The 14359-nt window shown below is 71.1% G+C and carries 14 protein-coding genes; 11 read left to right on the top strand and 3 right to left on the bottom strand.

Annotation, left to right across the window (positions count from 1 at the left end; genetic code table 11):
* Positions 1-58 precede the first annotated feature (58 nt).
* The 5 genes from ACCO44_RS06880 to ACCO44_RS06860 are packed head-to-tail and all read left to right on the top strand — an operon-like array spanning position 59 to position 6856.
* Positions 59-4663: an ATP-dependent helicase gene (locus ACCO44_RS06880; RefSeq protein WP_372469056.1), complete on the top strand. Its 4605-nt coding sequence runs from the start codon at positions 59-61 to the stop codon at positions 4661-4663.
* Between the two features lie 43 nt (positions 4664-4706).
* On the top strand, positions 4707-4955 hold the full coding sequence (locus tag ACCO44_RS06875) for a type II toxin-antitoxin system Phd/YefM family antitoxin (RefSeq protein WP_091029280.1): 249 nt from the start codon (positions 4707-4709) through the stop codon (positions 4953-4955).
* Positions 4952-5218, top strand: a complete 267-nt coding sequence (locus ACCO44_RS06870; protein ID WP_372469055.1) for a Txe/YoeB family addiction module toxin — start codon at positions 4952-4954, stop codon at positions 5216-5218. Before ACCO44_RS06875 ends, ACCO44_RS06870 begins: the two co-directional genes overlap by 4 nt.
* 19 nt (positions 5219-5237) lie before the next feature.
* Entirely contained in the window at positions 5238-6083 is an 846-nt protein-coding gene (locus ACCO44_RS06865) for an EI24 domain-containing protein (RefSeq protein WP_372469054.1), read from the top strand.
* A complete protein-coding gene (locus ACCO44_RS06860; RefSeq protein WP_372469053.1) occupies positions 6083-6856 on the top strand; it encodes a DNA-formamidopyrimidine glycosylase family protein in 774 nt (257 codons plus the stop codon). The genes ACCO44_RS06865 and ACCO44_RS06860 overlap by 1 nt, the downstream gene beginning before the upstream one ends.
* Before the next feature lie 27 nt (positions 6857-6883).
* On the opposite strand, the gene ACCO44_RS06855 is transcribed toward ACCO44_RS06860, so the two are convergent.
* A complete protein-coding gene (locus ACCO44_RS06855; RefSeq protein WP_372469052.1) occupies positions 6884-7579 on the bottom strand; it encodes a helix-turn-helix transcriptional regulator in 696 nt (231 codons plus the stop codon).
* A gap of 73 nt (positions 7580-7652) precedes the next feature.
* On the opposite strand from ACCO44_RS06855, the gene ACCO44_RS06850 reads away from it, so the two are divergent.
* Both ACCO44_RS06850 and ACCO44_RS06845 read left to right on the top strand, forming a co-directional pair.
* Positions 7653-8393: an alpha/beta fold hydrolase gene (locus ACCO44_RS06850; RefSeq protein ID WP_372469051.1), complete on the top strand. Its 741-nt coding sequence runs from the start codon at positions 7653-7655 to the stop codon at positions 8391-8393.
* A 103-nt stretch (positions 8394-8496) separates the two neighbouring features.
* Positions 8497-8904 carry a DapH/DapD/GlmU-related protein gene (locus tag ACCO44_RS06845; RefSeq protein ID WP_029261372.1) on the top strand — a complete coding sequence of 136 codons (408 nt, stop codon included), beginning with the start codon at positions 8497-8499 and terminating at the stop codon, positions 8902-8904.
* Between the two features lie 37 nt (positions 8905-8941).
* Here the strand turns inward: ACCO44_RS06845 and ACCO44_RS06840 are convergent, their stop codons facing one another.
* Together ACCO44_RS06840 and ACCO44_RS06835 are read right to left on the bottom strand one after the other, a co-directional pair.
* Positions 8942-9601: a response regulator transcription factor gene (locus tag ACCO44_RS06840; RefSeq protein WP_215070350.1), complete on the bottom strand. Its 660-nt coding sequence runs from the start codon at positions 9599-9601 to the stop codon at positions 8942-8944.
* A complete protein-coding gene (locus ACCO44_RS06835; protein WP_372469050.1) occupies positions 9594-10799 on the bottom strand; it encodes a PspC domain-containing protein in 1206 nt (401 codons plus the stop codon). The genes ACCO44_RS06840 and ACCO44_RS06835 overlap by 8 nt, the downstream gene beginning before the upstream one ends.
* 114 nt (positions 10800-10913) lie before the next feature.
* Here ACCO44_RS06835 and ACCO44_RS06830 point away from each other — a divergent pair, with 114 nt between their 5' ends.
* The 4 genes from ACCO44_RS06830 to ACCO44_RS06815 are packed head-to-tail and all read left to right on the top strand — an operon-like array spanning position 10914 to position 14344.
* Positions 10914-12533, top strand: a complete 1620-nt coding sequence (locus tag ACCO44_RS06830; RefSeq protein ID WP_372469049.1) for a PspC domain-containing protein — start codon at positions 10914-10916, stop codon at positions 12531-12533.
* On the top strand, positions 12533-12841 hold the full coding sequence (locus ACCO44_RS06825) for a hypothetical protein (RefSeq protein ID WP_105710504.1): 309 nt from the start codon (positions 12533-12535) through the stop codon (positions 12839-12841). Before ACCO44_RS06830 ends, ACCO44_RS06825 begins: the two co-directional genes overlap by 1 nt.
* Positions 12842-12851: 10 nt before the next feature.
* Positions 12852-13592: a substrate-binding domain-containing protein gene (locus ACCO44_RS06820; protein ID WP_036303143.1), complete on the top strand. Its 741-nt coding sequence runs from the start codon at positions 12852-12854 to the stop codon at positions 13590-13592.
* A 35-nt stretch (positions 13593-13627) separates the two neighbouring features.
* Positions 13628-14344: a GMP synthase gene (locus tag ACCO44_RS06815; protein WP_372469048.1), complete on the top strand. Its 717-nt coding sequence runs from the start codon at positions 13628-13630 to the stop codon at positions 14342-14344.
* Positions 14345-14359 lie beyond the last annotated feature (15 nt).

Here is a 14359-nt window from a genome sequence, read left to right as displayed (position 1 = left end):
GGTGTCGTCGTGCGGGTGCGACGACCCCGATGTCCCCGGCCTCGACGAAGATGGAGGGATGAGCGACGTGCTCGAACGCTTCACCCCCGCCACGCAGGACTGGTTCCGGGGGGCTTTCCCCGCGCCCACTCCCGCGCAGGCGGGTGCGTGGGACGCGATCTCCGCGGGCAAGCACGCGCTCGTGGTGGCTCCGACCGGTTCCGGCAAGACACTGTCGGCGTTCCTCTGGGCGATCGACAGCGTGTTCCGCGAGCGCATGACCGAGACTGCCCCACCGGCCAAGGGCGAGCCGCGCACCCGCATCCTCTACATCTCCCCGCTGAAGGCCCTCGGCGTCGACGTCGAGCGCAACCTGCGGTCCCCGCTCATCGGCATCGGACAGTCGGCCCGGCGGCTCGGAGTGCCCGCCCCCGCGGTGACGGTCGGTGTGCGCTCCGGTGATACGACGTCGAGCGACCGCCGCAAACTGGTCTCCGATCCGCCCGATATCCTCATCACCACTCCCGAGTCGCTGTACCTCATGCTCACGAGCCGCGCGGGCGAGACCCTGCGTGGAGTGCACACCGTGATCATCGACGAGGTGCACGCGGTCGCCGCCACCAAGCGCGGAGCGCATCTCGCCGTGAGCCTGGAGCGCCTCGACGCGCTGCGCCGACTCAACGGCATCGAGACCCCCGCACAGCGGATCGGCCTGTCGGCCACGGTCCGCCCGATCGACGAGGTGGCGCGATTCCTCGGCGGTTCGGCACCGGTCGAGATCGTCGCACCTCCCGCATCGAAGACCTTCGAGCTCGGGGTCGTCGTCCCGATGGACGACATGACCAACCCGCCCCCGCCGCCAGGGGTACCGGGGGACGCGGCGGATGCCGAGTACAGCGAGGTCACCGGGTCGGTCTGGCCGCACGTCGAAGAGGCGATCGTCGACCGCATCCTGCAGAACAACTCCACGATCGTGTTCGCCAACTCCCGTCGGCTCGCCGAGCGCCTCACCGGCCGTCTGAACGAGATCTACTCCGAGCGGATCGGGGTCGAGCTTCCGGCCGCGACGGTGCCTGCCGCGATGATGGCGCAGGCCGGGGCGACCGCGGGCGCCGATCCCGTGCTCGCCAAGGCGCACCACGGCTCGGTGTCGAAAGAGCAGCGCGCCCAGGTCGAAGAAGAGCTCAAGTCGGGCGTGCTGCGCTGCGTCGTCGCGACGAGCAGTCTCGAACTCGGCATCGACATGGGCGCGGTCGACCTGGTGATCCAGGTCGAGGCCCCGCCGTCTGCAGCCTCCGGGCTGCAGCGCGTCGGCCGCGCCGGGCACCAGGTGGGCGAGATCAGCCGTGCCGCCCTCTTCCCGAAGCACCGCGGTGACGTGCTGCACACCGCGATCGTCACCGAACGGATGCTGGCGGGCAAGATCGAGGCGATCCAGGTGCCGCGCAATCCGCTCGACATCCTCGCGCAGCAGACGGTCGCCGCGAGCGCGCTCGGAGCCATCAGCGTCGAGGAGTGGTTCGAGACGGTCCGCCGTTCCGCGCCGTTCCAGTCGCTGCCCCGCTCAGCGTACGAAGCGACGCTCGACCTGCTGGCCGGGCGCTTCCCCTCCGACGAGTTCGCCGAACTGCGGCCGCGGCTTGTGTGGGACCGCGACGCGGGCACCCTCACCGGGCGGCCCGGAGCTCAGCGCATCGCCGTGACCAGCGGCGGCACCATCCCCGACCGCGGCCTGTTCGGGGTGTTCGTCGCGGGCGAGAGCACCGGTGCCCGCGTCGGCGAGCTCGACGAGGAGATGGTCTACGAGTCGCGCGTGGGCGACGTGTTCACGCTCGGCACCACCAGCTGGCGCATCGCCGAGATCACTCACGACCGTGTGAACGTGATCCCCGCGTACGGGCAGCCCGGCAAGGTGCCGTTCTGGCACGGCGACGGCATCGGTCGCCCGTTCGAGCTCGGTGAGGCGCTCGGAGCGTTCTCCCGCGAAGTGTCGGCGGCGACCCCCGAGAAGGCGGCGCAGCGACTGATCGACGCCGGGCTCGACGAACAGGCGCGGGCGAACCTCATGGCGCACCTGACCGAGCAGCGCGAGGCGACGGGCACCCTCCCCACCGACCGCACGCTCACCGTGGAGCGCGGCCGCGATGAGGTCGGCGACTGGCGGGTCATCCTGCATTCCCCGTACGGCATGAAGGTGCACGCCCCGTGGGCGCTGGCCATCAACGCCCGCGTGCGCGAGCGCCTCGGTGTCGAAGGATCGGCGGTCGCGAGCGACGACGGCATCATCGTTCGCATCCCCGATGCCGAAGCCGAGCCGCCCGGAGCCGAGCTGTTCGTGTTCGAGCCCGACGAGCTGGAGCACCTGGTCACCGAGGAGGTGGGCGGCTCCGCGCTGTTCGCCTCGCGGTTCCGCGAGTGCGCGGCCAGGGCGCTGCTCATGCCCCGCATAAACCCGAACAAGCGCACGCCCCTCTGGCAGCAGCGGCAGCGGTCGGCGCAGCTGCTCGAGGTGGCGCGGCGGCATCCGACGTTCCCGGTGATCCTCGAGACGCTGCGCGAGGTGCTGCAAGACGTCTACGACCTGCCGTCCCTGCGCAAGCTCGCGACCTCCATCGCCGATCGCCGGATCCGCCTGGTCGAGACCGAGCCCGGTCAGCCCTCGCCGTATGCCCGCGACCTGCTGTTCGGATACGTGGGCGCCTTCATGTACGAGGGCGACTCGCCGCTCGCCGAGCGCCGCGCCGCCGCGCTCTCGGTCGACCCCGCGCTTCTCGGTGAGTTGCTGGGAACCGTCGAGCTCCGCGAGCTGCTCGACCCCGAGGTGATCGCACAGTTCGAGCGGGAGGCGCAGCGACTCGATCCGGACCGCCGTGCCCGCGGTCTCGAGGGCGTCGCTGACCTGCTGCGGATGCTCGGACCGCTCGATGCGGAAGAGGTCGCGGCTCGTCTCGACCCCGCGAGTGTGCTCGAAGCGGAGGCCGAGTCCGTCGACACCGCGACCGCCGCCGCACTGCTCAACGACCTGATCACCGCCCGGCGCGCGATTCCGGTGACGATCGGCGGCGTGAGCCGGGTGGCTGCGATCGAAGACGCGGGCCGACTGCGCGATGCGCTCGGGGTCGCACTCCCCACGGGCATCCCGGTGGCGTTCCTCGAACCGCTGGCCGACCCGCTGGGAGACCTCGTCGCCCGGCACGCCCGGACGCACGGCCCCTTCACGACGGATGCCGTCGCCACCCGGTTCGGACTCGGAGCCGCGGTGGCCCGCCACACCCTGCAGCGGCTGGAGAACGCCGGCCGACTCACGAGCGGCTACTTCCTGCCCGAGGCCGCCGGCAGCGGCGACGCGATCGAGTGGTGCGACAGCGAGGTGCTACGACGCCTGCGGATGCGCTCGCTCGCGGCCATCCGCGGGTCGGTCGAGCCGGTCTCCCCCGAGGCGTATGCGCGTTTTCTGCCCGACTGGCAGCATGTGGGCCGACCGCTGGAGGGCGTCGACGGGGTGCTGAGCGTGATCGAGCAGTTCGCCGGAGTGCCGATCCCGGCGAGTGCGTGGGAATCGCTGGTCCTGCCCTCGCGAGTACGCGACTACTCCCCCTCGATGCTCGATGAGCTCACGGCAGCGGGCGAGGTCATCTGGTCCGGCCACGGCACCCTCCCGGGGCGCGACGGCTGGGTGTCGCTGCACCCGGTCGACCTCGCGCCGTTCACGCTGCCCGAGCGAGACGCCGAAATCGCTTCCGACTCTTTGGAGTCGCGCATCCTCATCGCGCTCGACGTCGGCGGCGCGTACTTCGCGGCGCAGCTGAAAGACATGGCGGCGGCCGAGAACGAGCAGTCCGTGCTCGAGGCGCTGTGGTCGCTGACGTGGTCGGGCTACGTCACGAACGACACGTTCGGCCCCATCCGCTCACTCCTCGCCGGCGGTTCGCAGGCGCACAAGGTCAAGCGCCGGGCTCCCCGCGCTCGCACCTACCGTGGGGTGTCCTTCACGGGTTCCCCTGCGCCTCGGCCGACGTCGATCGGCGGGCGCTGGTCGCTGCTGCCAGCGCTCGAGACGGATGCCGCCCGCCGCGCCACCGTCACCGCGGGCCTCCTGCTCGACCGCTACGGCGTGGTCACGCGCGGAGCCGTGCAGGCCGAGGGCGTTCCCGGTGGCTTCGCCCAGGCCTATCGCGTGCTCGCCGGTTTCGAAGAGGCGGGCCACTGCCGTCGCGGTTATGTGATCGAGAAGCTCGGCGCCGCACAGTTCGCCGCCTCCGGCACGGTCGACCGACTCCGCACCTACGCCGGGCTCGCCGATCCACCGCCACGCAAGGCCGTGACCGTCGCGGCCACCGATCCCGCGAACCCCTATGGCGCGGCCCTCGGCTGGCCCAAGCTCGACGGGGTCTCGCATCGCCCGGGCCGCAAGGCGGGCGGCCTGGTCGTGCTGGTCGACGGCGTCCTCGTGCTCTCCCTCGAACGCGGCGGCCGCACCGTGCTGTCGTTCAGTGATGACGGCGAAGTGCTCCGCGCCGCCGCGTCCGATCTCGCGGCCACCGCACGCGCCCGCCGACTCGACACCCTGACCGTCGAGAAGATCAACGGCGAAGGCGTCTACGGCACCGACCTCGCACTCGCCCTGCAGGAGGCGGGCTTCGTGGCCACCCCGCGGGGCTACACCCTCCGCAAGGTCGTCTGAACCATCCAGAGTGGTACCATAAGTGGTACCAGAATGGATGCACATGGCCATCACCACGAGCGAAGCGCGCCGCGACCTCTTCGGCCTGATCGAGCGCGTCAACCTCGATCATTCCGAGATCGAGATCGTCTCCCGCCGAGGCGCCGCCGTCCTCATGTCGAAGTCCGAATACGACTCCCTGATCGAGACCAGCCACCTTCTGCGCTCCCCCGCGAATGCGAACCGGCTGCTCGTCGCTCTCGCCGCCGCACAGGCGGGCGATGTCGCAGAACATCCACTCGACGAGGCATGACCTCGCGAGTACTGGTCTGGACGTCGCAGGGGTGGGAGGACTATCTCCATTGGCAGACCGAGGATCGTCGGACTCTGAAGCGGATCAACCTCCTCCTGACCGACGTCCTGCGCGACGCCCCCTTCGAGGGGATCGGCAAGCCGGAACCGCTGAAGCACGCTCTGGCCGGAGCCTGGTCTCGGCGCATCGATGAGACGAACCGACTGGTCTACACCGCCAACGACCATCAGGTCATCATCCTGCAGGCCCGCTACCACTACTGACCCACCTACGCTGGAAGCCATGATCCGAGAGTTCGCCGCCGGCATCCGCACTCTGCTGCGCGGAATCGGGCTCTGGCGCACGCGACCGGGCCTCATGGTGCTGGGCCTGATCCCGGCGATCATCGCCGTCATCGTGCTCGCCGCCCTGCTCGTGCCGCTGGTGATCGGCATGCCGTCGCTGTCCACGTGGCTCACCCCGTTCGCCGACGGATGGATCGAGCCGTGGCGCGGTCTGCTGCGCGCCGCCGTGAGCCTTGTCGTCGTCGCCGCCGCCCTGGCTCTCGCGAGCGTGGTCTTCAGCGCGCTGACCCTGACCATCGGCGACCCCTTCTATCAGCGCATCTGGCACGCGGTCGAGGTCGACCTCGGCTCGCCCCCGCCCGCCGACGGCGGCAGCTTCTGGACCACGCTCGGCGAGGGACTGCGACTGGTCCTCCTCGGCATCCTCATCGCCCTCTCCGTGCTTCTCATCGGCCTCATCCCGGGCGTCGGCGGCTTCCTGGGCGCTGTCGCCGGCGTCGTCCTGACCGGCCGACTGCTGGCGCGCGAGCTCACCGGCCGCGCCTTCGATGCGCGCGATCTGAGCCCCCTCGATCGCGCCGCACTGTTCTCGGGCAGCCGCGCACGGGTGCTCGGCTTCGGCGTCGCCACACAACTCTGCTTCCTGATCCCCGGCGGCGCGGTCGCGATCATGCCGGTCGCCGTCGCCGGCAGCACGATGCTCGCCCGCGACATGCTCGCCCGCACGGGCACCACGGCGGCGGCCTCCGGAACGACGATGACACCTCCGCCGCCCGCTCCGAATGCCGTATCGTCACCGCTTCCGCCGCCGCCGCATCTCGGGACAGGACCGGGAGCTTCCTGATGCCCGAGGGCGACACCGTCTTCCGCACCGCGCGACGCCTCGACGAGGCGCTGGCGGGCGGCGAGGTCACCCGCTTCGACCTCCGCGTCCCCCGATTCGCGACGCTCGACCTGACCGGGCAGCACGTGCACGGCGTCGTTCCCCGCGGCAAGCATCTGCTCATGCGCATCGGCGACAGCACGCTGCATTCGCATCTGCGCATGGACGGCGCGTGGTTCGCGTACCGCCCGGGCGAGAGATGGCGGCATCCGGCCTTCAAGGTACGTGCGATCGTCGGCACCTCCGAGCGTGATGCCGTCGGGGTCGACATCGCCGAGATCGAGGTCGTGCCCACTCGTGACGAGGACCAGCTCGTCGGCTACCTGGGCCCCGATCCGCTCGCGCACGACTGGGATGCGGCTGAAGCCCTCCGACGACTCGGAGCCGACACCCGCAGCATCCACGTCGCCCTCCTCGATCAGCGCAACGTCGCAGGATTCGGCAACGAATACGCCGCAGAACTCCTGTTCCTGCGCGGAATCCTGCCGACACGGCCGACACCCGAGGTGGATGTGGCCGCCCTCCTCGACCTCGGTGTGCGCACCATCCGGGTCAACCGCGACCGCCGCAACCGCACCTTCACGGGCATCGACCGTCCGGGCCAGGGCACCTGGGTCTACGGCCGCGCCGGGCGCCCGTGCCGCCGCTGCGGAACCCTCATCCGGCGCGGCGAGCAGGGCGCCGACCCGACCCGCGAGCGCGTCACGTTCTGGTGTCCGGTCTGCCAGCACTGAGTATCGGGCAGGAACGGCGCGAGTCGTTCAACCGCCGACGTGCACCGGCCGAGCGTTCACCGGCGGGGTCCCGACCTCCTGCACGGTATGACCGCTGCAGGCGGTGTTCGTCATGCGAGCCTGCTCGATTCGCGACACGACGAACCAGCGCATCGCGTCGCGCAGCAGACACCATCCGACCAGGTACCACCGGCCGTTCGTGGAGGCGAACATCACGGGCTCGATCTCACGCGCGGTCGTGGCACCGGCGAGGGAGGTGTAGCGGATCCGGATCGTCCTCTGCTCGGCCATCGCCTCCTCGAGGACCGACCGGACGGCGCGGGAGGAAGGGGGCGATCCGTCGACCCACACTCGACGCCCCAGGTCGGCGGCCCTCTCCCGTGTGCGGGGATCGAGCACGTCCATGATCTTCTGCACCCCGGCCGATGCCAGGTCGGCGTAGGGAGCATCGGGCGCCGCCGAGACGGCCGCCAGGAGCGCCACGGCCTGGGCCGGCGAGAGCGTGATGGGCGGCAGGGAGGCGCTCGATGCCAACCCGTAGCCACCACCGGGTCCCGGGCGCGACCACACCGCCGCACCGCTGCTCGCCAGCGCGGCGAGGTCGCGCTTCACGGTGCGGACGGACACCTCGAACTCGGCGGCGAGCCGATCCGCGGTGCATCCTCGCGTGCCGTTGCGGCGCAGCATCTCGGAAAGCGCATGGAGCCGCTCGCTTCGCTTCACCGCCGGCACCTCGTTGAATTCATGACAGAAATAGTGACATACACCTGTCCGGAGGCGGTGCCAGCATCGGGTTATGACGACAGAAACACGGAATCCGACCATCATCCTGATCGCGGGTCACTGGCTCGGCGCATGGGCCTGGGACGAGGTGCAGGAAGGGCTGACGACCGACGGGCAGAACGCCATCGCGATGACGCTCCCCGGCCTCGACCCTCACGATCCCGAGCGATCGTCCCGGACCCTCGACGATCAGGCCGCGGCGATCGAAGAGGCCATGGCCCGCGCCGACGCCTCGGTGGAGAACCCCGTGGTGCTCGTGGGTCACAGCGGAGCCAACGCTCCGCTCAGCATCGTCCTCGACCGGCATCCCGAGCGCGTCCGCCGGATCATCTGGGTCGACTCCGGCCCCGTCGCAGCGGGAAGCGTCTTCGCGCCCGACCTCCCCGACACGGTGGCAGAGCTGCCCTTGCCGCCCTTCGAGATCCTCGGACAACAGGCCAGCCTCGAAGGCCTGAGCCCCGAGATGCTCGAGCGTTTCCGTGCCCGAGCCGTCCCCGAGCCCGGGCCGGTGCTCCGGCAGCCCGTGGAACTCACGGATGAGGCGCGCCGCCGAGTACCCACCACCCTGGTCTGCTGCTCCATCCCCAGCGCTCAGCTTCTGGAACTCGCTCGCGCCGGGCATCCCATGTTCGCCGAGGTCGATGCCCTCGACGATCTCGAGGTCATCGATCTCCCGACCGGGCATTGGCCGATGTGGAGCCGCCCTGCGGATCTCGCGAAAATGATCGGTTCCGCGGCGACCCGCGTCGACTAGCGAACCGAAACGCACCGCGCTCCCCACATCCATCCGCGGGAATGAATCCGCCCGTGCCGTGGTTGTTGATATATCCGGAGAACTCCGGAGCACGGGAGGAATCGTGGGTAAGAACTACGTCGACATCGAGAACGACCAGGGCGCGACGCTGCGGTACCGCAAGCACGCGAACGGTCGAGGTCTCGTCGCGCATGGCGCGAAGGTGCATCCGAAGGCGCACATCGAGGCGGGTGCCTATATCGAACCGGGCGCGCGCGTCGGCGCCGGGGCGACCATCGCCCGCGGTGCCTGGATCGACGAAGACGCCGTGGTCGGCGAGGGAGCTTTCGTCGATGCGCACGCGCACATCGGTCAGGGAGCCGCGATCGGGGACCACGCGTACGTGGGTGTCCGCACCGACGTTGGCGCCGGAGCGCGCATCGTCCGCGGCGCCAGGATCGGCGACGACGAGACGGTCGCCGCCGGACTCACCATCGCGACGGATCAGAAGGGCCTCTGGCTCGCGGCCTGACGCCGCGCGCTCGACCTGAGCGGGTCGGGTGGAGCGACTACAGCAGTCTCCGCTCCGACGCCCACGCGGTGAGTTCATGCCGCGAGGAGAGCTGCAGCTTGCGCAGCACGGACGACACGTGCGTCTCGACCGTCTTGATCGAGATGAACAGCTCCGACGCGACCTCCTTGTAGGCGTAGCCGCGGGCGATCAGACGCATGACCTCCTGCTCGCGCGCCGAGAGCCGGTCGAGCTCATCCGTCGCGGTCGCTGTCTCCCCCGCGACGGCCCCGAACGCGTCGAGCACGAAGCCGGCGAGCCGCGGCGAGAACACCGCATCACCGTCGGCCACGGCATGAACGGCCTTGCTGACCTCGATGCCGGACGATCCCTTGGTGATGTAGCCGCGGGCGCCGGCGCGGATCACCCGCACGACATCGGCCGCCGCATCCGACACGCTCAGCGCGAGGAACCGGGCCGTCGTCGGCGCCGAGCCGCGGATCACGGCCTCTCCCCCGGTCGCGTCGTCGCCGGGGCCGCCCGGCAGGTGCACGTCGAGCAGCACCACATCGGGCTGCGTCGCGCCGATCACCGCGATGGCGGACGGCACGTCGGCAGCCTCCCCGACCACATCGACACTGGCATCGAGGTCGGCCCGCAGACCGGAGCGGAAGATCGAGTGGTCGTCGACGATCACGACGCGGATGCTGTCAGCCACGGTTCTCCTCCCGGGACGTGATGCTCAGATGCACCTCGGTGCCGTTCTCGTCGCTGCGGACCCCGCCCGAGCCGCCGGCGCGACGCATCCGGCCGATGATCGACTCCCGCACCCCGAGGCGGTCGCTGGGCACGTCGTCGAGGGAGAACCCGGCACCGCGATCGCGGATGAACACGTCGACGCCGGTCGCGCTGCCCTCGATGTACACCGAGATCTCGCCACCGGCGTGACGAGCCGCGTTCAGGATCGCCTCTCTGGCCGCGGCCGCGAGCTCGCCACTCGCACGCTCGGCGGAGAGGCCGGCCGAGACCACGTCGATGCGCACCGGGTAGTCGAGTTCGAGCGCTCCGGCGTAGTCACGCAGATCCGTCGGCAGGTCGCTGTCGGCCGGGGCGTCACCGTCGTACAGCCACGCCCGCAGCTCGCGCTCCTGCGCTCTGGCGAGACGCGCGGCCTCACTGGAGGCACCGGCCCTGTTCTGGATCAGCGCGAGCGTCTGCAGCACCGAGTCGTGCAGGTGCGCGGCCATCTGGCTGCGCTGCTCCTCGCGGATGCGGCGGACCCGCTCACCGGAGAGTTCGCGCCAGCGTGGGATCAGGGCCGACGCGACCACGGCGGCGAGCCCGGCGAGCGGGAGGAGCACCAGCGCCACCCCCGACCGGGCGACGGGCCAGGAGAGCAGCACCGTGAACAGCAGCGCCAGCAGCAGGATCGCGACGACCCGCACGGTCATCGTGTGCCGCGGCCCACGAGCCGTGTCGGTACGGTCGACGAGGGTGGCCCACAGCCCGGCACCGGTCGCGAACGCCGCCGCGCCGCCCACCACGACCGCGGCGAGATCCGGGGGGATCGACCCGCTCAGCCAGTCGCTGCCCCCGCGCCAGACCAGGACGACGAGCATCCCGACCGCGGCAGGAGCGAGCAGCAGCCAGGCCACCGGCATCCGCCTCGTCGGTGCACTGTCGCCCTCGGCCCACGGCATGAAGACCCAGCACCAGGCATAGAGCAGGATGCCGGCGCCACCGCACAGTGTCAGCGCGATGGACAGCGCCCGCACCAGCCCCACGCGCACGCCGAGGTGACGGGCGAGACCGGCGCTCACGCCGGCCACCAGGCAGTCGCGGTCGCGGCTCAGCGGCGGGCGCGGCGGAGCAGCCGCGCGCGGAGGTCGCGCAGGAGCGTGCGCCGAAGAGGACATGTGGCAATCCAATCATCCGCGTGCCCGCTCCGGGTCCTCCCCGGCGCAGAATCAGGGGTCGCTCAGGGGTTCCCCCCATGGCAGGCAGTACGCGGCTGCCGCCAGGATCGAAGCATGACGATTCCGACTGCGCCACCGCCCCCCGCCGACCACGCCGCTCCGGCCACCGGCACACCGGGCACCGGCATCCCTCGCGGAGCCGAGCGATTCCTCCTCTGGGTCGCCGGTCTCGGCGTCGCCCGGTCCGAGGGCTGGCTGGGCGGTGTCTCGGCGGGCATCGCCGCCCGACTGCGCATCGACCCGCTGATCGTCCGCGGCGTCCTCGTGGTCGCGGCCCTCTTCGGGCTGCCGGTCATCTTCCTGTACGCCGCGGCCTGGGCGCTGCTGCCGGACGTCGACGGCCGCGTCCACGTCCGCGATCTGCTCCGCCGCGACTACCAGCCGGTGCAGTGGGGCATCCTCGCGATGGCCGTCATCGGGCTGTTCCCGACCGCTCCCCTCGCCGGCCGCCTCTTCGGACTCGGCTACGACGGCTGGTCGGCCCTGTCTCTCATGAGCTGGATCATCGGCCTCGTCCTCGTCGCCGTCCTGCTCATCCTCATCGTGCGTGCTGCGAGCCGCACCCCGGGTGCTTCCGCGCCGGATCTGCCGATGGCTTCCGCAGATCCGGCGGCCCCGGCCGCGTCCGTCGCCCTCGGTGGTTCGGGTACCGCCGAGGCGACGGACGCCACACTCCCGCTCGGCGCGTACGCTCCGGCGGATGCGGACACCGTGGTCGCGGACACGCCTGCCTCGGCCGAGGTCGGGGCATCCGACCTCCCGCCGCTCGACCCGGCAGCGACCGCGGCGATCCCACCGGCGCCTCCCGCCCCCCTGCCTCCCGGCTCGCAGGACCCCGCCGCCCTCGAGGCCTGGCGCGGCCAGCACGCCGCCTGGAAGGAACAGGACCAGGCATGGCGACGCCAGCAGCAGGACATCGAGCGCGCCGCCCGCGATCAGCTGCGCCGCGAGCGCCAGGCCGAGGCCGCCGTCTTCGCCTCCGAGGCAGCCGAGCGTCGGCGCATCCGCCGCGCATCGAACCCGCGCGCGGGCTTCGCATTCGCCGCGACCATCCTCGGTCTCGCGATCATCACGGGGGCGGCAGTCGGCCTCGTCGCGGGTGGCGACGTGGTCGGCACCGCGCTCGGACTGCTCGCCGCCGCCCTCATCCTGGCGCTCGGGATGATCGTCGCCGGGGCTTTCCGTCGACGCAGCGGCTTCCTGGCCTTCATCACCGTGCTCACGCTGGTGAGCGGGCTCGTCGTCGGGGGGTTCTCCACCCTGCAGGGCTTCAGCCTCGGCTGGGCGTCGGTCACGAACTACCGTGCGGAGCACATCCGGCAGCCGTTCGGCGAGCTCAACGTGACTCTGAATCAGCATGACGACGCGCCCCGGCCGATCGTGATCGAGAAGGGCTCCGGCGCGACCAACATCTACGTCGATCCGGGTGTCCAGCTGCAGCTGCGTGCGACCGTCGACACGGCGGACATCACCTGGACCCGCGTCGACGCGGAGTACTACAACGTCATCGATTCCGGCACCTGGGCGGGCACGCGGCGCGACGGGGAGTCGGTCGTCGCCGAGAACATCTCTGCGGAGAACGTGTCGACGACCACCATCCAGCCCGTCACCATCGATCAGAACAGCGGCGAGATCTCCATCACCGTCGTCGAGCCGAAGAAGGAAGACCAGTGATGAGCACTCCCACGACCACCGAACCGACCACCGCGCCGCGCACCCGCTGGGCGGCCATCATCTGGGGACTGCTGTTCGCCACCATCGCGGCCCTCGCGCTCGGCCAGCTCGCCGACCCTTCCCGACGGGAGACGATCGCGGACGCACTGATGACCATGACGCCCACGACGATCACCGCGATCGTCCTGCTCACCGCCGGTGTGCTGCTGCTCGTCGGCGGGGCCGCCGGGCTCATCCGCCGTGCACAGCGCAAGCTGGCGGCCGCATCCCACCCGCAGCAGGAAGTGGCCGCGCCCTTCGCCGAGTAGCCTTGTCCGCATGGCGAATCAGGGAAGACGGCCCGCGAAGGGCGCAGGCCGCGGCACGCCCGTACGGCGCAACAAGGCCGCCCCCGCCGAGCGGTTCCCCCCGCAGAAGCCCAAGAAGAAGACGGCCAAGGTCGTCTTCGACGCCCCGCAGTCCGAGCCCGAGGCACCGCGCACTTTCCGATTGGGCGCGGTGCCCGGTGCGACTCCGGGCAAGTGGATCGATGCGTGGAAGCAGCGGATGCCGCGCGTGCCGCTCGAGCTCGTCCCGATCGAGGCGGCCACGCAGCGCGCCGCCCTCGACCAGCTGGATGCGGCGCTGGTGCGACTGCCGCTCACGGACGAGTCGCTGCACATCATCCCCCTGTACGACGAGGTCCCGGTGGTCGTGGCCGCCGCCGACTCGCACCTGATGGCGGTCGAGGAGCTCACGTCCGCCGACCTGGAGGGCGAGGTCGTGATCGGCCTGACCGACGACGTGCTCGGACCGCTCGACCTCCCCGGCACCACGCCGGCGGGCTTCGCCGCCCTGCCGACCCACGAGGCGATCGCGACCGCGGCATCGGGAGTCGGCATCGTGGTCGTCCCGATGTCACTCGCCCGCATGCATCACCGCAAGGATGCCGACCACCGCATCCTGGCTGAAGGACCGACCTCGACCGTCGCCCTCGTCTGGCCGCGCGAGCGCACCACGCCCGACGTCGAGACGTTCGTCGGCATCGTCCGCGGCCGCACGGCGAACTCCTCCCGGTGACCGGCGACGGTCGTCGCGCTCGTTAGAATCTCCTGATGGCCTCGCTCCTCTATGTCTGCGTGCGTCCCGAGCTCGGGGCGGCGGATGCTGAGCACGCCTCGTTCCGGCGGGCGCTCGGCGCCGACGTGGTCGACCGGCTCGACCTGCTGCAGACGCCGCTCGACCTCGAGCGCGCGCGGGCCTATCGGGGCATCGTCGTCGGCGGTTCGCCGTACAACGTCTCCGACACCGTGAAGTCCCCGGAGCAGCTGCGCGTCGAGGCCGACCTGCGCACCCTGGCCGATGCGGCCGTCGCGTCCGAGGTCGCCGTGTTCTTCACGTGCTTCAGCATCGGCGTCGTGACCCGCATGCTCGGCGGAGAGGTCGTCACCGACACCCCGGAGCCCGCGAGCGCCACGGTCATCGACGTCACGCCCGAGGGTGCAGCCGACCCGGTGTTCGGCCCCAGCGGGCCCGCTCTCACGGTCTTCACGGCACACAAGGAGAGCGCGGCGCACACCCCGCCCGGCGCCGTGCTGCTCGCGACCAACGACGCATGCCCGGTGCAGGCCTACCGCGTGGGCACGCATCTGTACGCGGCACAGTTCCACCCCGAGCCCACTCCCCGCGACTTCGCCGACCGGATGACGTTCTACCGCACCACCGGCTACTTCGACCCCGACGAGTTCGACGCGGTGCAGCAGCAGGTGCTCGCGGCATCCGTCACCGAGGGCGCGGCGCTCCTCCGCCGGTTCGCCGAAACGTTCGCCTGAGTCAGCCCGCCTGAG

It is taken from the genome of Microbacterium maritypicum, assembly GCF_041529975.1.
Lineage (GTDB): Bacteria > Actinomycetota > Actinomycetes > Actinomycetales > Microbacteriaceae > Microbacterium.
This window is presented reverse-complemented; position numbering and strand designations above follow the sequence as displayed.